Annotated in this window: 19 protein-coding genes; 8 read left to right on the forward strand and 11 right to left on the reverse strand. The window is 64.6% G+C overall.

The genetic code is table 11. From position 1 onward, the window contains the following. Nucleotides 1–218: 218 nt before the first annotated feature. Nucleotides 219–545, reverse strand: coding sequence for a tetratricopeptide repeat protein (locus CKO40_RS00740; RefSeq protein WP_200343784.1), 327 nt, complete (start codon nt 543–545; stop codon nt 219–221). Between the two features lie 115 nt (nt 546–660). Here CKO40_RS00740 and CKO40_RS00745 point away from each other — a divergent pair, with 115 nt between their 5' ends. Next, nucleotides 661–1305, forward strand: a complete 645-nt coding sequence (locus tag CKO40_RS00745) for a ferritin family protein (protein WP_200343786.1) — start codon at nt 661–663, stop codon at nt 1303–1305. Nucleotides 1306–1546: 241 nt separating this feature from the next. Here CKO40_RS00745 and CKO40_RS00750 read toward each other — a convergent pair whose 3' ends face one another. The 8 genes from CKO40_RS00750 to def all read right to left on the reverse strand — a co-directional run bounded on the left by CKO40_RS00750 (nt 1547) and on the right by def (nt 11725). After that, complete coding sequence (locus CKO40_RS00750) at nt 1547–3001, reverse strand: TrkH family potassium uptake protein (RefSeq protein ID WP_200343788.1); 1455 nt, start codon at nt 2999–3001, stop codon at nt 1547–1549. A gap of 178 nt (nt 3002–3179) precedes the next feature. Then, nucleotides 3180–4556, reverse strand: coding sequence for a Trk system potassium transporter TrkA (gene trkA, locus CKO40_RS00755; protein WP_200343790.1), 1377 nt, complete (start codon nt 4554–4556; stop codon nt 3180–3182). Continuing rightward, complete coding sequence (locus tag CKO40_RS00760; protein WP_200343792.1) at nt 4553–5920, reverse strand: sigma-54-dependent transcriptional regulator; 1368 nt, start codon at nt 5918–5920, stop codon at nt 4553–4555. The genes trkA and CKO40_RS00760 overlap by 4 nt, the downstream gene beginning before the upstream one ends. Beyond that, nucleotides 5917–8148 (reverse strand): sensor histidine kinase, encoded by a 2232-nt coding sequence (locus CKO40_RS00765; RefSeq protein ID WP_276570752.1) that lies wholly within the window; start codon nt 8146–8148, stop codon nt 5917–5919. Before CKO40_RS00765 ends, CKO40_RS00760 begins: the two co-directional genes overlap by 4 nt. Continuing rightward, the gene (locus tag CKO40_RS00770; protein WP_200343794.1) at nt 8145–8732 is read right to left on the reverse strand and encodes a DUF4390 domain-containing protein; all 588 of its coding nucleotides are present in this window, start codon (nt 8730–8732) and stop codon (nt 8145–8147) included. Before CKO40_RS00770 ends, CKO40_RS00765 begins: the two co-directional genes overlap by 4 nt. Next, the gene (gene rsmB, locus CKO40_RS00775; RefSeq protein WP_200343796.1) at nt 8729–10126 is read right to left on the reverse strand and encodes a 16S rRNA (cytosine(967)-C(5))-methyltransferase RsmB; all 1398 of its coding nucleotides are present in this window, start codon (nt 10124–10126) and stop codon (nt 8729–8731) included. The genes CKO40_RS00770 and rsmB overlap by 4 nt, the downstream gene beginning before the upstream one ends. Before the next feature lie 63 nt (nt 10127–10189). After that, nucleotides 10190–11131 (reverse strand): methionyl-tRNA formyltransferase, encoded by a 942-nt coding sequence (gene fmt / locus CKO40_RS00780; protein ID WP_200343798.1) that lies wholly within the window; start codon nt 11129–11131, stop codon nt 10190–10192. A gap of 57 nt (nt 11132–11188) precedes the next feature. After that, nucleotides 11189–11725, reverse strand: coding sequence for a peptide deformylase (def, locus tag CKO40_RS00785; protein ID WP_200343800.1), 537 nt, complete (start codon nt 11723–11725; stop codon nt 11189–11191). Nucleotides 11726–11988: 263 nt separating this feature from the next. Between def and CKO40_RS00790 the strand changes: the two genes are divergently transcribed. The 4 genes from CKO40_RS00790 (at nt 11989) to topA (ending at nt 17506) form a co-directional block, all read left to right on the forward strand. Beyond that, nucleotides 11989–13158: a LysM peptidoglycan-binding domain-containing protein gene (locus tag CKO40_RS00790; RefSeq protein ID WP_200343802.1), complete on the forward strand. Its 1170-nt coding sequence runs from the start codon at nt 11989–11991 to the stop codon at nt 13156–13158. 3 nt (nt 13159–13161) lie between these two features. Then, entirely contained in the window at nt 13162–14319 is a 1158-nt protein-coding gene (gene dprA, locus CKO40_RS00795; RefSeq protein ID WP_200343804.1) for a DNA-processing protein DprA, read from the forward strand. A 124-nt stretch (nt 14320–14443) separates the two neighbouring features. After that, entirely contained in the window at nt 14444–14920 is a 477-nt protein-coding gene (locus CKO40_RS00800; RefSeq protein WP_200343806.1) for a Smg family protein, read from the forward strand. Nucleotides 14921–15133: 213 nt separating this feature from the next. After that, a complete protein-coding gene (gene topA, locus CKO40_RS00805) occupies nt 15134–17506 on the forward strand; it encodes a type I DNA topoisomerase (protein WP_200343808.1) in 2373 nt (790 codons plus the stop codon). A gap of 47 nt (nt 17507–17553) precedes the next feature. Here topA and CKO40_RS00810 read toward each other — a convergent pair whose 3' ends face one another. Further along, complete coding sequence (locus tag CKO40_RS00810; RefSeq protein WP_242476686.1) at nt 17554–18210, reverse strand: 2OG-Fe(II) oxygenase; 657 nt, start codon at nt 18208–18210, stop codon at nt 17554–17556. Nucleotides 18211–18424: 214 nt separating this feature from the next. Between CKO40_RS00810 and CKO40_RS00815 the strand changes: the two genes are divergently transcribed. Together CKO40_RS00815 and CKO40_RS00820 are read left to right on the forward strand one after the other, a co-directional pair. After that, on the forward strand, nt 18425–19480 hold the full coding sequence (locus CKO40_RS00815) for a cyclopropane-fatty-acyl-phospholipid synthase family protein (RefSeq protein ID WP_242476688.1): 1056 nt from the start codon (nt 18425–18427) through the stop codon (nt 19478–19480). Nucleotides 19481–19529: 49 nt separating this feature from the next. Further along, entirely contained in the window at nt 19530–20072 is a 543-nt protein-coding gene (locus CKO40_RS00820; RefSeq protein ID WP_200343810.1) for a hypothetical protein, read from the forward strand. Nucleotides 20073–20094: 22 nt separating this feature from the next. Here CKO40_RS00820 and CKO40_RS00825 read toward each other — a convergent pair whose 3' ends face one another. Then, nucleotides 20095–22050, reverse strand: a complete 1956-nt coding sequence (locus CKO40_RS00825; RefSeq protein WP_200343812.1) for an SLC13 family permease — start codon at nt 22048–22050, stop codon at nt 20095–20097. Nucleotides 22051–22354: 304 nt separating this feature from the next. On the opposite strand from CKO40_RS00825, the gene CKO40_RS00830 reads away from it, so the two are divergent. Then, nucleotides 22355–22762 (forward strand): globin domain-containing protein, encoded by a 408-nt coding sequence (locus CKO40_RS00830; RefSeq protein WP_200343814.1) that lies wholly within the window; start codon nt 22355–22357, stop codon nt 22760–22762. The last annotated feature ends 37 nt before the right edge of the window (nt 22763–22799 follow it).

Raw genomic sequence — 22799 nt, forward strand, 5'->3', positions numbered from 1 at the left:
AGACCCGCTTGCCGAAACCCGGTCAGGCTCGCCGTCTTCATCGTGCGGCTGGCCGCAGAGCCCGGCTCTGTTACCGACGCGATATGCCTGGAAGACAATCGAAGATCCGACGCATGCGGTACGGGCTGTTCCGGCAGTCGTCTGAGGCGGTGCTGAGCCTGGCAAACCGGAGTGCTTGCGAGCAAAGGTCCCGCTGGCGGTCGCGCTGAGCGGCCGAGTCATCCCTGATCCAGCGCTGCGCGGGCGCGCTTGAGGAAGACGCGCATCTCCTTGGCTGCTTGCGCATCCCCCTTCGACTCGGCCACGTCAATTCCCCTCTCCAGTGCGGTCACCGCCTCCGTGTGCTGCTCGTTCTGGGCGAGTGTCTTGCCATAGAGCTTCCAGGCGGCCGAGTAGCCTGGGTCTTGTCGCACCGCTTCGGCAAGATGGGTCAGCGCGGACTCGATCTCGCCTTGCTTCAAATACTCGTTGCCGAGGCTGTAGCGCAGGATCGCCGAATCCTGTCCGCGCGAGCGCATCGCCTCTAGGTTATCGATGATGCTCATGCTGGACTCCGATATCGATGGTTGGTCATCCCTGCGGATTAGACCCACCAGGCCGGTGAGGCTTGGTCTATCATCGGCCGGAGGAGAACAAGAGGGGCCTGAGGAGGATTGACCGATGCAAGCGGTGATCGATCGTAGTTATTGTCTGCGGCATCCCGGCAAGATCATCCAGCTGTTTGGATTGAACGTCTACGTCGGGATGCTGCTGGATAAACGCAAGACGTTACTCGAGCATCTGGTCGATCACTACCGCAAGCATGCAACCCCCGCCTCGGGGGCGCTCGGCAATGCCTATAAGTGCTCGGCGCTCATGGAGTTTCGTGTTGCGCGCCTCTATGCCGCCATGGCGGAACGGTTTGCGGAGGACGCCGATGCCGCCGCGCTGTTCCAGGACCTGAGCGAGGAGGAGATGGAGCACGGACGGATCATGCTGACCTGTCTGTTCCACGTCACAGCAGGGCCTGACCTCTGCTTCATTCCCAGCGTGCGCGACCCGCAGGTGCGCAACGTGGTCGACCGTCTGCGCGAGCTCGAGCGGCAGGTCCCGGAGATGGACCTCGACGAGGCGCTGCGAGCGACGGCAGAACTGGAGGGCGGCGAGATCAACGTGATCTTCGGTCGCCTGTTGGCCCAGGTCGATCGGGCCCAGTTGTCGCTGTTCGCAGAGGAGCTCGAGGCGTCCCAGAAACACAGCGAGACGGTGCCAAGGCGCATCGCCGAGCTCAAGCAGCGGGCCAAAGCCAGAGCCATGACCGTCTGACCAGGATCGGTTTCCGATGCCCGGCACCGCGCCACCCCGCTTGGCGAGCAGCGCGCCCGAACATCAAGAGACCCAATCAAAACGCCTGACCAGCTGAACAGGCTCATGATCTCTAAGCCCCTGACGCCGATTAGATCATCCTGAGACCAACTGGATCAGAAGCTTGCGCGAGTCAAGCGGCCGTTTTGATAGGCCCCCTGAGGGCGGCCCGCGGGGCTGGCCCCACAGCGATCGGCAGTGCTCAGCGGCGCCAGAAGGCCGGGCTCAGCAAGACCAAGAGTGTGAAGATCTCGAGCCTACCGAGCAGCATCGCGACGCAGAGAATCCAGATCCCGACGTCGTGCATGCCGAAGTAATGGGCACCGACGGTGGCGAGGCCCGGGCCGAGGTTGTTGATGCAGGCAGCGACCGCGGAAAAGGCCGTGAGCAGGTCGAGCCCGGTTGCGGCGAGGCCGAGGTACATCAGCGTAAAGGTCGCGACATAGAGCGAGAAGAACCCCCAGACCGCATCGACGACACGATGGTTGACGACCTTGCCGCCGATGCGCACGGGTAGCTGCGCATTCGGGTGGATCAGACGTCCGATCTCGCGCAGCCCTTGCTTGATGAGCAACAGAAAACGGATGACCTTGATCCCGCCGCCGGTCGAGCCTGCGCAGCCGCCGATGAAGGCCAGGAAGATCAACAGGATCTCGATGAAGGGCGGCCAGTAATAGAAGGCCGCAGTGGTAAATCCGGTCGTGGTCCCGATCGAGACGGTCTGAAACAGCGCGTGGGTGAAGGATTCTTCCCAGTCGATGTAGGTGTTGGTGTAGAACAAGGCGACCGTGACGATGACGGTGACCACGATCATCAGGAACAGATAGAAGCGCAGCTCGCTGTCCTGTGCATAGACGCCGAGGTTGCGCCGCCGCAGCGCCAGAAAATGCAGCGCGAAGTTCATGCCCGACAGGAGCATGAACAGCACCGCAATCATCTCGATCAGGGTGCTGTCGAAGTATCCGATGCTCTCGTCGTGGGTCGAGAAGCCGCCGATCGCGACTGTGGAGAACGCGTGCCCGATGGCGTCGAACGAGCTCATGCCGGCCAGCCAGTAGGCGAGGGCGCAGCTGACCGTCAGCCAGAGATAGATGTACCAGAGCGCCTTCGCCGTTTCGGTGATACGCGGCGTGAGCTTGGTGTCCTTCATCGGGCCGGGCGTCTCGGCGCGATAGAGCTGCATCCCGCCGATGCCGAGCATCGGCAGCACCGCGACCGCGAGCACGATGATGCCCATGCCGCCGAGCCACTGCAGTTGCTGGCGATACCAGAGCATCGAGTGCGGCAGGTTATCGATGCCCAGGATGACCGTGGCGCCGGTGGTCGTCAGGCCGGACAAGGACTCGAACACCGAATTGGTCAACGAGAGCTCCGGCTCGTCCGAGAGCCAGAATGGGATCGCCCCTGACAGACCGAGCACGACCCAGAACAGCACCACGACGAGGAAACCATCGCGCACCCTAAGCTCATGACTGGCACGCATCGACGGCAGCCAGATCAGAAAGCCGAGTCCGAGGATCAGTGCGAACGCATAGAGGAAAGGCAGTCCGGCTCCGTCGCGATAGATCAGCGAGACCACGGCAGGCGGAAGCATGGTCACGCTGAAGAGCATCAGCAGCAGCCCCAGGACCTTTTGAACGGTCAGGAAGCGTTTCATCCGGCTCGTTACGGGGATTGTTCGGCTTGGGTATAGGGGGTGGTTGCTGGGAGACGCCGGGCGTGTTGGTCCGGACGGATCACGGCCGCCGCGTCCTTAGAGGCCCTATCAAAGTGCTCGCCTAGCCCGCATAAGCAGCGGACCTTTAAGGCCGTAGAGTGCATTCTGTTAGGGATTCTTAGAAGAAGGTGACGCCGACCTGGAACAGCTTCTCGACCTCGGGGACGCGAAGCCGGTCCTGCAGGAACAGCACGACGTGATCGTCGGACTGGATGACGGTGTCGTGGTGTGCAATCAGGACCTCGTCTTCGCGCACGATCGCGCCGATGCTCGCCCCCTTCGGCAGCTGGACTGCATCGATCGGCCGCCCAACCACCTTAGACGAGTTTTGATCACCATGTGCGATCGCCTCGATCGCCTCGGCGGCGCCGCGGCGCAGCGAATGCACGACCACGACATCGCCGCGGCGCACATGTTTGAGCAGACTGCCGATGGTGGCCTGCTGCGGCGAGATCGCGACATCGATCGGACCGCTCTGGACCAGGTCGACATAAGCGGTGCGGTTGATCAGCGCCATCGCCTTGCGGGCACCGAGCCGTTTCGCGAGCATCGCTGAGAGGATATTGGCCTCGTCGTCATTGGTGACGGCGCAGAAGACGTCGGTATCCTCGACGTTCTCCTCCAGAAGCAGCTCCTCGTCTGCGGCGTCGCCATGCAGCACGATGGTGCGCTCGAGGAGCTCGGCGATGTGCTTGCAGCGCTCGAGGTTGCTCTCGATCACCTTGACCCGGTAGTTGCGCTCGGTGACGCGCGCGAGACGGGTGCCGATGTTGCCGCCGCCGGCGAAGATCAGGCGCTTATAGGGCTTCTCCAGCCGCCGTAGCTCGCTCATCACTGACCGGATATGGCGCGGCGCGGCGACGAAGAAGACCTCGTCATCGGCCTCGATCACGGTATCGCCCTCGGGCTGGATCGCGCGGTCCTGGCGATAGATCGCCGCGACCCGGGCGTCGATGTGCGGCATGTGCTCGTAGAGGGTGCGCAGCTCTTGGCCGACCAGCGGGCCCCCATAGTAGGCACGCACCGCAACCAGCCGCACTCGGCCATTGGCGAAGTCGGTGACCTGGAGCGCACCGGGGTTTTGGATCAGCCGCAGGATATAGTCGGTGACCAGCTGCTCCGGACTGATCGTGACGTCGATCTTGAATGCGTCACCGCCAAAGAGCTTGTCGTGCTGGTCGAGGAAGCCCTGGGCGCGGACCCGCGCGATCTTGGTCGGGGTGTGGAATAGCGTGTAGGCGACCTGGCAGGCGACCATATTGGTCTCGTCGCTGTTGGTCACCGCGATGATCATCTCGGCGTCCTCGCCGCCGGCGCGCGCCAAGACGTCAGGCTGGGCGCCATGGCCCTGCAGGGTGCGCAGATCGAAGCGGTCGGCGAGCTCGCGCAGGCGCTGCGCGTCGGTGTCGACGACCGTGATGTCGTTGGCCTCGTTGACCAGGTTGGCGGCCACCGAGGTGCCGACCTGCCCCGCGCCGAGGATGATGATCTTCACCGCCGCTCTTTGATCTCGATGCCGAGCGAGCGGAGCTTGCGATAGAGATGGGTTCGCTCCATCCCGGCCTCTTTCGCCATCTTGCTCACGTTGCCGGCATGCTTGCCGAGCTGATACTCGAGGTAGGCCTTCTCGAACTGCTCACGCGCCTGGCGCAGCGGCTGATCGAACGAGACCAGACCCTCTAGGGGCTGACTCGGCACCGGCGGATTGGAGCCGAGGGCGGTCTCGACCTCGTTCTGGGTGATCTCGTCACCCGCCCCGAGGATCAGCACGCGCTGGACCAGGTTCTTCAACTCTCGGATGTTGCCGGGCCAGGCGTAATTGCGCAGGAAGTTCTGAGCGCCGACGCTGAAGCGGCGGTAGGGCAGCTTCTCATGGGTGGCGAAATAGTCGACGTAGTAATTGAGCAGATCCGGAATGTCCTCGGGGTGCTCGCGCAACGGCGGGATGTGCAACGGCACCACGTTCAGGTGGTAGAACAGGTCCTCGCGGAAGCCTCCGGCGCGCACCTCCTCTTTGAGGTCGCGCTGAGTCGCGGCAACGATGCGCACATCGATTGCGACCGGATCGCTGCCGCCGACCCGGAGGAAGGAGCCAGTATCGAGCGCGCCGAGCAACTGCCCTTGCGCCTCCAGGTCCATATCCGCGACCTCATCCAGGAACAGGGTCCCGCCGGCGGCCTGCTCGAGGCTGCCATAATGCACCTGGCCATTCTCCTCGCTGCCAAAGAGCTCGCGCGCAGCGTTGCCGCGGGCGATCGCCGAGACACCGAGATCGACGAAGGGCCGCTCGCGGCGCGCGCTCTGGGTATGCAGATAGTGCGCGAAGGTCTCGCGCCCGGTTCCGGCTTCGCCGGTGATCAGTACCCAGGTATCATGCTGGGCAATGCGCTTGACCTGCTCACGCAGACGCTGCATCGACGCCGACCGTCCAGCTGGTTCGAGCACCAGCGCGGGGCGGCGCCGGAGACCGACGTTCTCGCGCACCAGCTTGTCGGCCTCGAGCGCACGCTCCACCGTCAGCAGCAGCTTGGCCATCGACAAGGGCTTCTCGAGGAAGTCGTAGGCGCCGAGCCGGGTTGCCTCGACCGCGGTCTCGACGTTGCCGTGGCCGGACATCATGATCACCGGGCAAGGGAGTCCCTGATTCTCGGACCATTCCTTGAGCAACGTGATCCCATCGAGGTCGGGCATCCAGATGTCCAACAGCATCAGGTCGGGGCGCCGGTCGCGCAACGCGTGCCGAGCGCTCTCCCCGTTTTCGGCGCTCGCGACCTCGTAGCCCTCATCCTCGAGAATGTCCTGAACGGTCTCGCGGATGTCCGGCTCGTCGTCGACGACCAGGATGTGATTGGCGCTCATGGTTCTCCTGCTTGCGGCGTACTGCTCGAGTGACGAGGTGTTCCGTAGCCGGTGCTGACGGGGAGGCGTGCGCTGAAGCGGGCGCCTTGCTCGGTATTATCCGCCCGAATGATACCGCCGTGCTCTTCGATTATCTTCTTCACGATTGCGAGCCCCAGTCCAGTGCCTTTCGCTTTCGAGGTGACGTAGGGATCGAACAGCCGCCCGATCAGCTCAGGCTCGATGCCGCCCCCGTTGTCCTCGACCGCTAGTTCGACGAAGTGCATCTCGTTGTCTTCGACCACCCGGGTGGCAACCCGTATCCAGGGAGCAGCCTGTTGCTCGACCGCCTCAGCGGCATTCTTGATCAGGTTGTGGAGCACCTGGCGCAGCCGTTTCGAGTCACCCCGGACCATCGCCTCTGCGGCCCCGAGCGCCTGCTCGATCTTGACCGGGCCGGCGCGATAGAGCTCCAGTACCTCGCTGATCAGATTGTCAAAGGCGAACGGCTCCTGCTGCATCTCAGGTAACCGAGCGTAGCTCGAAAAGTCGTTGACCATCGCCTTCATCGCCTCGACCTGCTGCACGATCGTGTGCGTGGAACGGTCGACGACCCGGGCGTCCTGATCCGGCAGTTTACGCAGCAACTTGTGTCGGAGCCGTTCTGCCGAGAGCTGGATCGGCGTCAGCGGGTTCTTGATCTCGTGCGCAAGCCGGCGGGCGACCTCGCCCCAGGCGGCATCACGCTGAGCCCGGATCAGCGTGGTGATATCGTCAAAGACGACGACGTGGCCCGGGCTCTCGGAACCGTTGTCGAGGCCCTCGCCGGTCGCGAAGGTCGGAGAGGGTAACGGGCTGCCACGGCACATCAGGACCTGGCGGCCATCGGAGCCGAGCAAGGTGACCTCCTCGCGCCAGTCGCGACCGTCAGCGATCCGCCGTCTGACGGTGTCGCACCAGTGCGCAAGCCTTGGGTGACGGTCCTCGAGTGCGATGAGCGAGACCGGGTCGCTCTCGTCGAGCTCGATGCCAAGGATCTGTGGGGCCGCGTCATTGCTGGTACGCAAGACCGCCTCGCCATCGAAGGCGACCACGCCGGACGAGAGTCTTGCCAGCAAGGTCTGCAGGTAGGCGTGCTGCTGCTCAACCGCCTGCTGGCTCTGCGCCGCCTCGTCGCGCGCTTGGGCGATCCGTCTGGTCATTGCATTGAACGACGCGACCAGAAAGGCCAGCTCGTCGTCCTGAGGCGGCAGGGGCAGTTGCTGCTCGTAATCGCCGGCCGCGATCGCCCGGGTGCCGTGGGCGATGTCGGCGATCGGGGCGGTCAGGGCCTTCGCGGTGCGGAAGGCGATCAAGAGTGCGGCCATGAGGCCGAACACCAGTACGAGCGAGAGCGTGATCGTGAAGCTGAACTTCAATGACTGGCGCAGATAGGCGAGCTCCGTGTAGCGGTTGTAAGCGTCTTCCAGGCGGCTCGCCAGCTCGCTGATCCGGGCCGAGGTCGGGAAGATCGCCTGCAGCAGCAACGGCCGCGCATCCGGGTCCCGCACCAGTACCCGAACCACCAGCTCGCCGCTCGCCCCGGGCTCCAGACCGACGTGATTGATGCCCTGGCGGACGGCCTGCATCACCTCGCGCTCGGGTTGGTCCGGGACCAGCTGCAGGGGATCATCGCTGGCGGTCGCAAGGACCTGCCCACTGCGATCGAACAGGGTCAGCTCGAGCGCCCCGGCCTGGCGGCGCAGATCGCCGAGGGTCAGCGTGAGCGCAGTGGCAGAGCGGTCCTGAATGCCCGCCAGGATCTGGCTGCTGTACTTCATCAGTACCCGCTGGTTGAGATCGAGCGACGCCTGGTTGAGGGTCAGTGCATCTTCCATCGCGCTATCGATCTCGACATCGAACCAGCTGTCGATGCCGCGCATCAGGAAGCTCAGCGAGTAGTAATAGACAATCCCGACCGGCAGCAGCGAGATCAGCGCGAACATTGCCAACAACCGCGCTGCCAGCCTGGAACCGGCGGCCTGATGGCGCAGGGCGCGCATCAGGCGAATCAGGTTCGCGCCGACCAGGGTCCCCAGGACCAAGAGACCGACCAAGACCGATCCGAGCAGCGGCACGAACAGCCGACTCAGCAGCTCGGAGTTCTGAACCGCGCTGGTCATCAGGTGCAGCGCCACCATCAGGATCGCCAATAGCAGCCCGACGGCGAGCGTGCCAGGCTGCAGCAACTGTCGTGTCAGCGTGCTCAAGGCGTCAGCGGCCAGTTGGTCCAGCCGGTGCTCTGCTTCCAGCCGGTGCGCAGGTAGGCCATCGGGCGCAGCGGCAGCGGGAGCTCCTCGATATCGACCGAGGCGCGCAGACGCACCTCATAGTCCTGTTCCGGGGCCAGGCGTTGCGCACTCACCAGATAGACCCCGTCGAGCTCACCGAGCGCAGCGATCGCGGCCTGACGGGTCACAAAGGTGCGCCCCTTGTCGTCTGGAAGCCGGGAGACCAGGTACCGTTCGGAGAGGGGCTTATAGCGAATCCGGTAACGCAGGCGCTGGTCGGCCAGGCTCTGGTCCCAGAGCCAGGCGTCGGCCGCGCGCACCTGGATATGGACCTCGAGGGTCAGCGGGACCCCGTTCTCGAGCGCCTCCAGCGCCCGCTCACTGAAACGATAGTCGATCTCGGCCGAGAGGAGATAACTGTCGTCCACCCGGCGCGTTTCGGCGCTGACCACCCGGAAGCCATCATCGGCGGCGGCTGCGATCTGCACGCACGCGACGAGCAGCCCGATTACCCACCAAGCGAGCGTTGCCAAGAGCGGATGCACTGGCCGCAGCAGGGTCATGGCCTCGTCTCGTTACCGCTCGCTGGGTCCTTTTGCAGCAGCGCGAAGTAGAAGCCGTCTGGTCCCTCCTCGGTCGGCAGCAGTTGTCGTCCATGGCGGCACGCCCGTCCGACCTTGGCTGGCAAAGGCCGCTCGCGGGCATCATGCTGACGCGCGAGAAAGGCCGTAATCTGCTCCTCGTTCTCGTCGGGCAGTAACGAGCAGGTAACATAGAGCAGCTTCCCGTTCGGCGCCAGGTGCTGCCAGAGGGCGTCCAGCAGAGCGGCTTGGGTCTGGACGAGCGCGGCGATGTCCTTGTCGCGGCGCAGGCATTTGATATCGGGGTGTCGGCGGATCACGCCGGTTGCCGAGCAGGGCGCGTCGAGCAGGATGCGCTGGTAGCTGCCATCGGCCCAACTCGGGTCGGGAATGCCGGCATCGCCAATGCGCACCCGAGCATCTAGGCCAAGGCGGCGGAGGTTGGCGCGCAGGGCCTCGAGTCGTTTGGCGCTTGAATCCAACGCCGTGAGCTCCAGCCGCCCACCGGTATACTCGAGCAGATGGGCGGTCTTGCCGCCAGGGGCGGCGCAGGCGTCGAGGACACGCTCGCTCGGCTGCGGCGCCAACAGCGGCGCGGCCCACTGGGCACCGGCATCCTGGATCGAGACCTCCCCTTCGGCGAATCCGGGTAGCTTGTCCGATGCGAGCGGTTGCTGCAGCCTGAGGCCTCCGGGCCGTTCTGATAGCGGATCGGCCTCGATGCCAGCGGCTGCGAGACGCTCCGCATAGGCCGATGGCGCGATCTGCAATGGGTTGATGCGCACGAACATCGGCCCGCGACCACTCGAGGCCGTGGCGATCGCCTGCCAGTCGTTGGGCCAGGCCTGGCGAATACGCTGCAGGAGCCACTGCGGCAGAAGCCAATGCGCCTGGTCGTCGCGCTCGACCTCGGCCAAGATCTCGCTGCGCTCGCGCTGGAAGCGCCGCAGTGTGGCGTTGATCAGCCCGGCCGCGCGTGGTCGCTCAAGCTGGCGTGTCGCCGCGACCGTTGCCGAGACCGCCGCATGATCCGGGATGCGCAGCGCGATCAACTGATAGAGGCCGACCAGGAGCAGCGAGCCGATGATTCGGTCGTTCGGCTTGAGCGGCCGCTGTAAGAGCTGGTCGGCGATGGCCTCGAGGCGCGGCAACAGGCGTAAGGTTCCGAATGCGAGCTCGCTCAGCAGCGCCTCGTCCCGAGCGGCCGGTTGCGCCGCGCTTGCAGCGAGGGCGTCGGTCAGCGACCGCCCATCGGCCCGCACCGCATGGACCAACCGGGCCGCGCTCGCCCGGACAGCGGCGCCCTTGGCCGCGGCGTCGCTGCCTGCTTGCGCGGATTTGGAGACGGGTTTGGCTCGGCTCGGTGCAGACCGCATCACTCGGGCCTGGGTTGCTGCTCGTTGGCGTTACCGTCTCGGGGCTCCTGTCCGATATGGCGGCTAGCCAAAGACGGTGCCATCGAGGCGGCGTGAATGGGCAAAGTCGGCGGCAGCAATCTTGCGCTTGCCCGGTGCCTGGAGTCGGGTGATCCTGAGCACCCCGGCACCCGTTGCAACATCGATCCCGTCGGGGCCGCTCCTGAGGATGCTGCCCGGTGGGGAATTGTGCGTGTCATCGCCCTCAAGCGGCACCGCCTCCCAGATGCGCAGGGTCTCCCCGCCCCAGCGCGTCTGGGCGACCGGCCAGGGATTGAACGCGCGGATACGTCGGTCGATCACCTCAGCCGATTGGCTCCAGTCGATCGGCGCCTCGTCCTTCTCCAGCTTCGCTGCATAGGTCGCCTGCCCGGCATCCTGCGGTGCTGGGGTGAGCTGTCCAGCCATGATCTCTGGCAGCTTGTCCAGCAAGAGCTTGGCGCCGATCGCTGCGAGGCGATCGTGTAGACTGCCCCCGGTCTCACGTGGTGCGATCCGGGTGCGCTGCGTCGCATAGACAGGGCCGGTATCCAATCCGGCCTCCATCTGCATCAGGCTGATGCCGGTGGCCTCGTCGCCAGCAAGCAGGGCGCGTTGAATTGGAGCCGCGCCCCGCCAGTGCGGCAGCAGCGAGGCATGGATATTGATGCAGCCGAGACGAGGGCTGGCCAATGCCGCAGGCGGCAGGATCAGCCCGTAGGCTGCGACGATCATGATGTCGGCGTTGAGCCCCCGCAATTGCTCGATGGTGGCCGGGTTCTTTAGGGAAGGCGGCTGAAACACCGGCAGGCCCGCGTCGAGCGCGACCTGCTTGACCGGCCCCGGCACCGTCTTACGGCCGCGGCCGGCGGGCCGGTCGGGTTGGGTATAGACGCCGACGACCGACCATTCGGCCGCGATCAGGGCGCTCAATGCAGGGACCGCGAAGTCGGGGGTGCCGGCGAACAGGATGCGCGTTGCGGCCATTCGGTCCCTGATCTCAGAAGCGCTGATGTTCGAAGGGCGGTTGGTTGCCGAGTCGCATCAGATTGCGGATCGTTGTGCGGTGGCTGTGGCCGGTTGCGGTGTCCGCCGCTCCTTTTCGAGCTTCTTGCGAATGCGCTGGCGCTTCAGTGACGAGATATGGTCAACGAACAGACGACCGTCGAGATGATCGATCTCATGCTGGATGCAGACCGCGAGCAACCCGTCGGTCTCGAGCTCGAACGGCTCCCCGTCCCGGTTCAGGGCTCGAACGCGGATGCGATCGGCACGCTTGACGGTTTCGAAGAAGCCGGGCACCGAAAGGCATCCCTCGTCCATCTCTTCCTCGCCGGTGCGCATCAGGATCTCAGGGTTGACCAGACAGAGGGGCTCGGAGTGATCCTCCGAGATGTCGATGACGATCACGCGCTTGGGCACGTTCACCTGGATCGCGGCGAGCCCGATCCCGGGCGCTGCATACATGGTCTCCAGCATGTCATCGATCAGCTGCCGGATGCTGTCGTCTACCTGTTCCACCGGCTCTGCGGTTCGGCGCAGACGTGCGTCGGGGAACGTCAATATATCGAGTTGAGCCATAGTTGCGTATCAATCTCTGCTCCCGGCTCGGGCTGGGTCCGGGGCAAGGCAAAAATCGTCTGGTTTACATTGCGATGATAGCTTATTGTGCAAGACCATTGACCTGGGTGCTAGTGCTTCTCGGTTCTTTTCGGCGCCCCTGCTGGCCTGGGTCTCTTCGGCGAACGCTGGCTCGGACGCCGGCCGGAGCGTTCAGCGAGGTGGCCCGATCGATGCCGCAGAGGTGGCCGCGATTGCTACCAGGTCGTTTCAGTGGCTGGCCTATGCTGGCCGTACTCGGTCTTTGTGCCGGCTCATCGGTATGCCCAGTGCAGGCGCAGGTGCAGCTGCAGCCGGATGCGCCGGAGGCCTACGTCGTCCGTCCCGGAGATACCTTGTGGGAGATCGCCGGGCGGTTTCTGCGTGCTCCCTGGCGGTGGCCCGAGGTCTGGCGAGGCAATCCTGAGATCTCAGACCCGAATCGCATCTATCCAGGGGATCGGCTGGTGCTCGATCTCAGCGATGCTGGCGCGCCGCGCGTGCGCTATGCCACTGACGGGATGCGGGTCGTCAAGCTGTCACCGCGGGTCAGGGTCACCGAGCTGGACGCGGCGATCCCGACCGTGCCGATCGGTACGGTAGCGCCATTCCTCTCGCGCCCGTGGGTAGCGGATTCACGCGAGCTCGATGATGCGCCCTATGTGGTCGGCTTTCCGCGCGAGCGTCTGCTGGCTGGGAGCGGCGACCGCATCTTCGTGCGCCAGATCACTGAGCCGGTTGGCCGCCGCTACGAAGTGCTGCGTCCGGGCGAGGCCTTGCGTGATCCGGACACCGATGAATTGCTCGGCTATGAGGCGTCCTTCGTGGCCGAGGCGCGGCTCGAGCGCCCCGGTGACCCTGCGATCCTGCTCGTGACCAATACAGCGATGCAGGTTGAGGTCGGCGATCGGCTCCACCCCGCGCGCGACGAGAACCCGATCCGGAGCTTTGCGCCAAAACCGGCGCCGCCCGCGCTCGAGGGGCACATCATCTCGGTGCTCGATGGCGTCTCGCAGATCGGTCAGTACGATGTCGTCGTGCTGGATCGGGGCCGCCGCGACGGCGTCGAGGTCGGGCATGTGTTCGGCGTGTTTCGCGGCGGCCAAGAGGCAGAGGACCCCGTCGCACGCAACCGCGATGATTGGAACTGGCGAAACGAAACCCCGCTCGATAGCGCCTTCTGGCTCGGTGATTGGCAGATCACCGGGTGGAACCGCGACAGGCCCGACCCGAACACCCCTCTGCCGCTGCATCGCCGAGCCGAGCGGCCGTCGGAGACCTACATCGTACCGAGCTCCCGCGCCGGCCTCGTCATGGTGTTCCGGGTCTTTCCGCGTGTGAGCTTTGCCTTGGTCATGCGGGCCAACCAGGCGATGCATGTGGGTGAGACGGTCGCCCGGCCGGGCGAGGGTTGACGGATGGCGGGGCCTGCCGATGCCGAGCTCAGGGCCTGGCTCGCATTGCTGCTGGCACCCGGGCTCGGGCCGCGGCGTGTCGCCAAGCTGCTGAATGCGTTCGGTGGACCCCAGGCCGCCTGTGACGCCAGCACGCAGGCCCTGGCTGCGGCGGGGCTCAGTGAGACGATGATCGCCGCGCTGAGGGCACCGGATGCAGCGACCTTAGAGGCGGCCCTGGCTTGGGCGGAGCACGAGGACGCGACCGTGCTGACCCGAACCGATCCGCGTTATCCGTCCCGCTTGGCCGAGGTGCCAACGGCGCCGCCGGTCTTGTTCGTGCGAGGTGATCCGAGGCTGCTGCAAGAGCCCCAGCTGGCCGTCGTCGGCAGTCGCAATCCGACCCCCGGCGGGCTCCAGACCACGAAGGCGTTCGCGTCCCATCTCGCTGGGCTCGGGCTGGTCATCACGAGCGGCATGGCATCCGGTATCGATTCGGCGGCGCATCAGGGGGCGCTCGAGACTGGACGCACGATCGCTGTGCTCGGAACCGGCCCCGACCGCGTCTACCCGGCAGCGAACCGCGAGCTGGCGCGCCGGATCGCCGTGGAGGGGGTGCTGGTGAGCGAGTTTCCCCCTGGAACCGGCCCGCAGCCGAGCCATTTCCCGCGGCGGAATCTGACCATCAGTGGACTGAGTCTCGGGACGCTGGTGACCGAGGCGGCACCGCGCAGCGGCTCCTTGATCACGGCGCGCTATGCCGCTGAGCAGGGTCGGGAGGTGTTCGCCGTTCCGGGGTCGATCCATAATCCACTCGCGCGCGGCTGTCATGCGCTGATCCGCGAAGGTGCCAAATTGATCGACAGCGTCGATCAATTGCTCGAGGAGCTGGCACCTCAGCTGCAAGATTTCCTCGCCCCTCCGGCAGCGCAGGCGGTGCCTGCTGGGAAGACATTCGATCCGTCCAACCCGCAGCCGCCGCTGGCGATGGCGACGCCGGGGCTCGATGCCGACTACCGTCGTTTGCTCGAGGGGATGGGCCATGATCCGGTTGCGCTCGATGAGCTGGTTGAGCGGACCGGGTTCTCAGCCCAAGAAGTTTCTTCGATGTTGTTGCTCCTCGAGCTACAGGGCCATGTATCATGTCTACCCGGTGGCCGCTTTGCACGGAGGGGGGACTAGTTCGTTCCGTGCGCTCGTTATCCCAATCCGCGGGTGACCGCGGCGATGTCCCCGTCGGCATCATACCCCTCCCATTCAGTGGGCTGCTGGCCCTGAGATCCGCCATCTCATTCGAGGACCTTGAATGTACGACAACATGGTCGATGTCCTGATCTACCTGTTCGAGAACTACATGAACGGCGAGGCGCTGCCGCCAGAGGATCATGGCGAGCTCGAAGACGAGCTGACGCGTGCCGGTTTCACCAGTAACGAGGTAGCCCAGGCGCTGACCTGGCTTGACGACCTGGCTCGCCGATCCGAGCACAGCGACTATCGCCCGCGCGACCTCGGAGCGATGCGCATCTATACGACTGCCGAGGCGACCAAGCTCGATCTCGAGGCTCGGGGTCTGCTGCTGTTCCTCGAGCAGAACGGCATTCTTGACCCATTGAGCCGAGAGCTCGTCATCGACCGCGCGCTGGCCATCGAGCAGGCGGCGGTCTCGATGGATGAGCTGAAGTGGGTGGTGCTGCTGGTGCTGATGAATCGTCCAGGTCAGGAGGATGCCTTTACCCAAATGGAAGAGCTCATCTACGGCGACGAGCCCGCCTACCTGCACTGAGCCCGGGCCGCCATGGCGGGCTAATTCTGCGCGTTCGCGCTGCTCGAGGTGTGCTGAAGCGGCTAGGGCTGAGCGGCTAGGGCTGAGCGGCTGACTGGGCGAGCGGCACGTCTGCGTCGGCACTGTGCGGCGGCCTCGACCTGAGCCCTGACCTTGACGCGGCGGCGGCGGATCGTATCTCCTAGCGCTCCATTTCAGCGCATTGGCAAGTCTATGAACCTCGTCGTCGTCGAGTCACCCGCCAAGGCCAAGACCATCAAGAAGTATCTCGGCCCAGAGTTCGAGGTCGTGGCCTCCTATGGCCATGTGCGCGACCTCATCCCCAAAGAGGGTGCGGTCGATCCGGATCATGGCTTCGAGATGAAGTACCAGATCATCGATCGTAACGAAAAGCATGTTCAGGCCATCTCGAAGAAGCTGAAGACCGCTGATGCCCTCTATCTCGCGACCGATCCCGATCGCGAGGGGGAAGCCATCTCCTGGCATCTCTTCGAGCTGCTGCGTAAGCGGCGTCAGATCGGTCAGCGCCCGGTCTACCGCGTGGTCTTCAACGAGATCACGAAACGGGCCGTGAACGACGCGGTCGCCCATCCGCGCGAGCTCTCGCATGATCTGGTCAACGCCCAGCAGGCGCGTCGTGCGCTCGACTATCTCGTCGGCTTCAATCTCTCGCCGCTGCTCTGGAAGAAGGTTCGGCGCGGTCTGTCCGCCGGCCGCGTCCAGAGCCCCGCCCTGCGCCTGATCGTCGAGCGCGAGCAGGAGATCGAGGCATTCCAGAGCCGCGAGTACTGGACGGTCGAGGCCGACGCGGCCGATCAGGGTAAGACCTTCACCGCCAAGCTGGTCGAGTATGGCGGGGAGAAGGTCGAGCAGTTCACGATCACCGATGAGGAACGCGCTCGCGAGGTCGAGCGCGTCCTGATCGCGGCGGCTAACGGCAAGCTGACGGTCGACAAGGTCGAGCGCAAGCAGCGCAAGCGCAACCCGGCACCGCCGTTCATCACCTCGACGCTACAGCAGGAGGCTGCCCGCAAGCTCGGCTTCACCGCGCAGCGCACGATGCGCACCGCCCAGCAGCTCTATGAGGGCGTCGATATCGGCAACGGTGCGGTTGGTCTGATCACCTATATGCGGACCGATTCGGTCAACCTGTCGCAGGACGCGCTTGCCGAGCTGCGCGAGTTCATCGCTGAACGTTACGGGTCGGATCACCTCCCGCCCCAGGCACGGCTGTTCAAGACCAAGTCGAAGAACGCCCAGGAGGCGCACGAGGCGATTCGTCCGACCTCGGTCCGTTATCTACCAGAGCAGATCAAGGCCAAGCTGACGAATGACCAGGCGCGGCTCTATGAGCTGATCTGGAAGCGAACGGTCGCCTGTCAGATGGCGCATGCGCTGCTCAATCTGGTCTCGATCGACCTTGGCTGCGGCGAAGGCAATCGCTTCCGGGCGACCGGTTCGACCATCGCCGAGCCCGGCTTCATGCGCGTCTATCTCGAAGGGCGCGACGATGCCAGCGGTGCCGATGATGACGAGGAGCGCATGCTGCCCCACCTCAAGCAAGGGCAGCAGGTCGATCTGCTCGCGATCCGTCCGGAGCAGCATTTTACCGAGCCGCCGCCGCGCTACTCGGAGGCCTCGCTGGTCAAGGCCCTCGAGGAGCTCGGCATCGGCCGGCCCTCGACCTATGCCTCGATCATCTCGACCCTGCAGGAGCGCGAGTACGTCGAGCTCGACAAGAAGCGTTTCATCCCGACCGATGTCGGACGCATCGTCAACAAGTTCCTGACCGAACACTTCACCTCCTACGTCGACTACGACTTCACCGCCCGGCTGGAAGACGATCTCGATGCGGTCTCGCGCGGCGAGGAGGATTGGATCCCGCTGCTCGAGCAGTTCTGGAAACCGTTCAAGGACCGGGTCGATCACACCCAGGAGCACGTCCAGCGCAGCGATGTGACCCAGGAGGCGATCGACGAGCAATGCCCGAAGTGCGGCGGCCAGCTGGCCAAGCGGCTCGGGCGCAACGGCTTCTTCGTCGGTTGCTCGAATTATCCGAACTGTGATTACACCCGCGACCTGAACGCCGAGCGCGGCGCAAGCGACGAGCCGGAGATCGTCGAGGGCAAGTCCTGCCCCGAGTGCGGCTCGGCCCTGGCCGTCAAACGCGGCCGTTATGGCAAGTTCATCGGCTGCACGGGCTACCCCAAATGCCGTTACATCGAACCGCTCGAGAAGCCCGAGGATACCGGCGTCCCCTGCCCGAAATGCGAGGCGGGCACACTGCAGAAGAAGAAGTCGCGCCGCGGCAAGGTCTTCTACTCCTGCTCGACCTACCCGAAGTGCGATTACGCGGTCTGGAACGAGCCGCTCGCCGAGCCCTGCCCGAACTGCGGTTGGCCGGTGCTGACTCTGAAGGTCACCAAGAGCAAGGGCGCGCAAAAGGTCTGCCCGCAGAAGGAATGCGGCTACACGGCCCCGGCCGAGGAGGATGCCGGTTCCGGTCCGGCCAACCCCAATGGCAACGCCGCCGAGGGGGATGACAGCGCCAATGCGGGGGCAAAGCCGGAACCGGTCTCGAGTTGAGCCAGCGCGGTCGGTGCGGATCGGGCCGCTGTTCCCTCAGGGCTATTTCATTGGTGCTGAGCTGAGCGACGCTTGAACCAGCCGGTGAGGCTGAAGCGCTCACGTTGCGCCGGCTCCACCTCGTGCAGAAAGCGGGCGCTGAAGAAACTCACCAAGCGTCCGCCCTTGGGCAGCACCGCTACGCTGCACTCGGGCGCTTCCGGCCCGGTGTAGATGCGCAGCGCACCGCCATCCTGCTCGAGCCAATCGTCGTTCAGGTAGAGCACGCAGCTCAGTGTACGGGCGCCGAGGCCGCGAAATTGGTCAAGGTGCTTGCGGAAATAGGTGCCGGGCGGGTAGACGGCCAGATGCGCCTCGAGCTCGTAGAGCCCTAGGAACAGCATCTGATTCACCGCTAGCCGCAGCTGCTCCAGCTGGGTCCAGTAGAGCCTCTGCGCTGCGCTCAGCGCACTTGGATCGAGCCAAGCAACGCGGTCTGTGCGCACCGCGTCGCGCACCCTGAGCTCAACGCCGCGGCCGACACCTGCGCGCCGGAAACCCCCGGCCTGCCACAGCTGTTGCGCCTCTTGGCGCAGCTGGCAGACGAGCAGCGGCGGCAGGAAGTCATCGGTGACGCACCAGCCCTGATCGGCTAAGGTCGCGGCGATCTGCTCCGGCAGCTCGGGCGGTCGCTTGGGCGGCAGCGAAGAGGCATGACAGGCCAATCGGGCGTTTCTCGGCCGGGTAGGAGGCCTGAGTCTGCGCCGAAAACGGCCGCTGGTCTAGGATTATGTTCCGTCTTGCAATGTTGCGGCACTGGGTCTAGCGACTACGCGGACGGAGGACAGCTGGATAGCAGCTGGACGAAAAAGATTGCATACGGGGCTTGCAGCCAATACCTGACAGATCACGCTGAAATTCTCGTTGCAGGAGCTGTCGATGCCGATCTCTGAGGCCATGATCATCTCGCTGGTGGAACGCGGCCTGGTGCCGGACCCGATTATCCGCGCCGGTATCCGCCAGCGGCTGCGCAAGACGTTGGCCGAGCTGCCGCAGAGCGATTGCGAGGCGGCTCTGGAGCACAAGAAGGCGTTCATCGCGATGATGGATGGCTCACCGGTGGCCGCGGTGCCGGAGCGCGCAAACGAGCAGCACTATGAGGTGCCGGCCGAGTTCTTCGCGACCGTCCTGGGTCCACGGCGCAAGTACAGCTGCTGCTGGTGGCCGGATGCATCGGTCACGACCCTGGCTGATGCCGAGGAGGCCGCATTGGCCGAGACCGCGCGCCGCGCCGGGGTCGATACCGGCATGGAGGTGCTCGAGCTCGGCTGCGGCTGGGGCTCGTTCAGCCTCTGGGCGGCCGAACGGTTTCCGGGTAGCCGCTTCACAGCGGTCTCGAACTCGAGCTCGCAGCGCGCCTATATCAAAGGCGAGGCCAAGCGCCGCGGGATCGAGAATCTGACCGTGATCACCGCCGATATGAACGCCTTCGCGATCGATCAACAGTTCGATCGCATCGTCTCGCTCGAGATGTTCGAGCATATGCGCAACTGGCGCGAGCTGTTCGGCCGTGTTCACGGCTGGCTGAAGCCGGGCGGGCGCTTCTTCATGCACGTATTCTGTCACCGCGCTCACCCTTATCCCTATGAGGACACCGGCCCGGACGATTGGATGAGCCACTATTTCTTCGCCGGTGGCATCATGCCGAGCGATGATCTACCGTTGCACTTTCAGCAGCAGCTGCAGCTGGTCGATCGCTGGCGCTGGGATGGGCGCCACTACGAGAAGACCCTGAATGCCTGGCTGGCGCGGATGGATGGCTCACGCGCTGAGGTCTGGCCGATCCTGGAACAGACCTATGGCAAGGAGCAGACCGCGACCTGGTGGATGCGCTGGCGGTTGTTCTTCATGGCCTGTGCCGAGCTGTTCGGGCTCGAACGCGGGCAGGCGTGGTGGGTCGGCCACTACCTGTTTGAGCGTCCGAGCGAAGACTGAACGGCCGTCCTCCTCTGCTGGCTGTCAGGCCCACAGCGGGGTTTGGCCGATGTCTCGGCGCTTTGCTGGCTGCCACCGGTGGTGGCCGCTCCTCGTGCTCTTGATCATCGGTTGCACGACGGGCCGCCCGCCGGACGATCTTGACCGCGTCTTCGTCGAGGTCAGGCCCTTGGATTATGCGCGGCGGCTCTGCCGGCTCGAGCCGATGCTCGAGCGTCATACCTGCATGACCGAGGTCGTCTCGCATTATCGCGAGGTGCGCGGTCGCGACCGTCCGGCCCAGGACGCCACCGAAGGACCTTTCGTCGCCTTCATCGACGATGTGCTCTACCGCGGCCGCTACGTCTCGAATCCATTCGCAGCCGCGTTCACGGTCAGCGACGGGGCGACGATCTGCCGGGGCCGATACAGCGCCTTCGCCGGCGATACCAAACCGATCTTCCGGGTCCACTGCAGCGATGGGCGTCAGGGTCAGGCCCAGATCGTGCTCGATCAGACCGGCCGCAACGGTATCGGAAGGCTTTCGATGGCGAACGGTATGGCGGGCGATATCCTGTTCGGCGACGCGGCTATCCCTGAGGGTTTCAGGTAGGCCATCGCCTCCGAGGTGTTGGTCAGAACACCAGGTTCAGCATCAGCAGCGAGACGATCAGGAACAGGATCGTCATGATGCCGCCGGCACGCAGATAGTCCGGTACCCGATAACCGCCGGGCCCCATGATCAATGCATTGACCTGATGGGTTGGGATCAGGAACGAATTCGAAGTGGCGATGCCGACGGTCAGGGCGAAGATGGCCGGATTGGCGCCGGCGCCGAGGGCCATGTTGACCGCCAGCGGTACCAGCAGCACGGTTGCGCCGACGTTCGACATCACCAAGGTGAAGAAGGTGGCCAGGACCGCCAGTGCGGCCTGGATGACCCAGATCGGCACGTCACCGAGTGCGTTCAATGTCTCCTCGGCGATCCAGGCCGCGGTGCCCGACTGCTCGACCGCCACACCCAGCGGGATCAACGATGCCAGCAAAAAAACGGTCTTCCAGCTCACCGCCTCGTAGGCCTCATCGATCGACAGCACGCCGGTCAGGATCATGCCGACCGCACCGGTCAGCAACGCGACCGAGAGCATCAAATCGGTGAACAGCACCAGCGATAAGGTCACCGCAAAGAACAGCAACGCGACCGGGAGCTTGTTCGGCCGCAGCTCCTCATGCGGATACTCGGTGGTGACGATGACGAAGTCACGGTCTGATTCAAGCCGGGCCAGGTCCGCCCAGGCGGTATGGACGACCAGCGTATCACCAGGCTTGAAGGGCATGTTGCGCACACCGCCCTTGGCATAGGTGAGGGTCTCGTCGCCGCGGCGGATCGCCAGCACCGAGAGTCCATAGACCTTGCGCATATAGATGTCGCGCGCCGATTTTCCGATCAGCGATGACCCAGGCGGGATCACGATCTCGGCAATGCCGGCCTTTGTTGCCGACAGCGCATCGGCGAAGACCTCGAGCTCTAGTCGCGTCTCGGCCTCGGTCTCGTCGACGAAGGCTTGGAAGCGTTCTTCGGTGGCCAGAACGCCGAGCTGCGTCCCCTGCTCAATGCCGAGACTGCGGTCGACACCGGATGAGCCGAGCCGCACCCCGTCACCCTTGTCGACTGCAATGATGCGCACGTTCCAGCGCTGCTCGATCTCATCGACACTGAGCCCGGCCAGCGCGCTCGCGCTCGGCACCCGGACCTCATAGGCGGTGAAATCGCTGAGACCATAGGTCTCGGCATAGTACGCCATCGGGTCGCCGGCCTGGAGCTTATCGCTGCCGCGCGCCGGCAGCACCAGGCGCCCGAAGATGACGAAGTAGATGATCCCGGCGGCGACCAGCGCGAGCCCAATCGGGGTGACCGCGAACAGCCCGAAGGTCTCCATCTGTTGCTCTGGCGGAAGTCCTTGGTTCGAGGTCCTGATCAGATCATTGAGCAGGATCAGCGGGCTCGAACCGACCATCGTGATGGTGCCGCCCAGGATGGCGCAGAAGCCCATCGGCATCAGCAGCCGCGACATCGGCAGGCCGGTACGCGCCGAGATACGGCTGACGACCGGCAGGAACAGCGCGGCAGCGCCAACGTTCTGCATGAACGACGAGATCACGCCGACGGTGCTCGAGACCAGCGGGATAATGCGCGCCTCGGTGCGACCGCCGATGCCCATGATGAAACTGGCCACCCGGGACATGATCCCAGTCTTGTCGAGCCCGGCGCCGATGATCATGACGGCGATGATCGAGATCACCGCATTCGAGGCAAAGCCGTCGAAGAGACTCTGCAGTGGCACCAGACCGGCATCGAGACCCATCACGGGTGCCGCGAGCGTGGTCAAACCGAGCAGCACCATCACCGTGACCGCGGCGACGTCGACCGGGACCACCTCGAATGCGAACAGGAAGATGGTCAGGACCAGAACCGCCATGACCCAGGCGATCTCGAGCGAAGGCACCTGGCCGGCGAGCCAGATCGCGAAGACGGCAAGCACTGCGCCGGCGACGTCCGTCACCGAGATGCCCGTGACAAATCTACTCATCCAAACGCTCCCGGAAACACAAGGCAGGCGAAGACTGCGATCCGCCGATCAGCACCATCACAGCGCGATGCATATGCGCCGATGCGGCCCACGGGCTCCCCATGTTACTGAAAAAGGGCTCCGATCGCTTATCGGCCTGGCAATGAGACTGACCCTGATCTGGCTGCCGGGCAGCGGGCCGGTTGATGATCTCGATCCCGACGTGAGCAGCGCTGTTCGCTCTGCATTGAAGCTTCGTCGGGGCTCGCCTACTATCTCGATGACCTCTTTGCATCGCGCCGCTTACCGGCTTTGCGCCATGCCTATGCAACCTGATTCCGCCGCGCGTGTTCGCCAGTCCTGGGCGATGGTACTGCCCAGACGCAAGACGGTCTGCCGCGACTTCTATCAGCGTCTATTCGCCCGTTATCCCGAACTGCGTCCACTGTTCAAGGTTGAGATCGCCGAGCAAGCCGACCTCTTTGTCACGATGATCAACACGGTCATCAGTGCGCTCGAGCATCCGCAGCGGGTGCGTCCGCTGATCGAGACCTTGGGCGCACGCCATGCCGACTACGGCGTTCACACCGAAGACTATGCGAAGTTCGAGGAGGTGCTACTGGAGACGCTCAGCGATACCCTCGAGGGTGAGCTCGATGCCGAGGGACTCGCGGCCTGGCGCCAGGTGTTCGAGGAACTGTCCGAGACCATGCAGCGTGGTGCAGCGCGCTGAGCATAAGTCTTCCTCGCCAGCCCCAGCTGCTTACACA

Source organism: Halochromatium glycolicum, from assembly GCF_016584085.1.
Taxonomy (GTDB): Bacteria; Pseudomonadota; Gammaproteobacteria; order Chromatiales; family Chromatiaceae; genus Lamprobacter; species Lamprobacter glycolicus.

Bases quoted from the DNA above. Each gene is read 5' to 3' on its own strand.
- CKO40_RS00740 (WP_200343784.1), bottom strand. From the start codon at position 545: ATGAGCATCATCGATAACCTAGAGGCGATGCGCTCGCGCGGACAGGAT.
- CKO40_RS00745 (WP_200343786.1), top strand. From the start codon at position 661: ATGCAAGCGGTGATCGATCGTAGTTATTGTCTGCGGCATCCCGGCAAG.
- CKO40_RS00750 (WP_200343788.1), bottom strand. From the start codon at position 3,001: ATGAAACGCTTCCTGACCGTTCAAAAGGTCCTGGGGCTGCTGCTGATG.
- CKO40_RS00760 (WP_200343792.1), bottom strand. From the start codon at position 5,920: ATGAGCGCCAATCACATCCTGGTCGTCGACGACGAGCCGGACATCCGC.
- CKO40_RS00770 (WP_200343794.1), bottom strand. From the start codon at position 8,732: ATGACCCTGCTGCGGCCAGTGCATCCGCTCTTGGCAACGCTCGCTTGG.
- rsmB (WP_200343796.1), bottom strand. From the start codon at position 10,126: ATGCGGTCTGCACCGAGCCGAGCCAAACCCGTCTCCAAATCCGCGCAA.
- fmt (WP_200343798.1), bottom strand. From the start codon at position 11,131: ATGGCCGCAACGCGCATCCTGTTCGCCGGCACCCCCGACTTCGCGGTC.
- def (WP_200343800.1), bottom strand. From the start codon at position 11,725: ATGGCTCAACTCGATATATTGACGTTCCCCGACGCACGTCTGCGCCGA.
- CKO40_RS00790 (WP_200343802.1), top strand. From the start codon at position 11,989: ATGCTGGCCGTACTCGGTCTTTGTGCCGGCTCATCGGTATGCCCAGTG.
- dprA (WP_200343804.1), top strand. From the start codon at position 13,162: ATGGCGGGGCCTGCCGATGCCGAGCTCAGGGCCTGGCTCGCATTGCTG.
- CKO40_RS00800 (WP_200343806.1), top strand. From the start codon at position 14,444: ATGTACGACAACATGGTCGATGTCCTGATCTACCTGTTCGAGAACTAC.
- topA (WP_200343808.1), top strand. From the start codon at position 15,134: ATGAACCTCGTCGTCGTCGAGTCACCCGCCAAGGCCAAGACCATCAAG.
- CKO40_RS00815 (WP_242476688.1), top strand. From the start codon at position 18,425: ATGCCGATCTCTGAGGCCATGATCATCTCGCTGGTGGAACGCGGCCTG.
- CKO40_RS00820 (WP_200343810.1), top strand. From the start codon at position 19,530: ATGTCTCGGCGCTTTGCTGGCTGCCACCGGTGGTGGCCGCTCCTCGTG.
- CKO40_RS00825 (WP_200343812.1), bottom strand. From the start codon at position 22,050: ATGAGTAGATTTGTCACGGGCATCTCGGTGACGGACGTCGCCGGCGCA.
- CKO40_RS00830 (WP_200343814.1), top strand. From the start codon at position 22,355: ATGCAACCTGATTCCGCCGCGCGTGTTCGCCAGTCCTGGGCGATGGTA.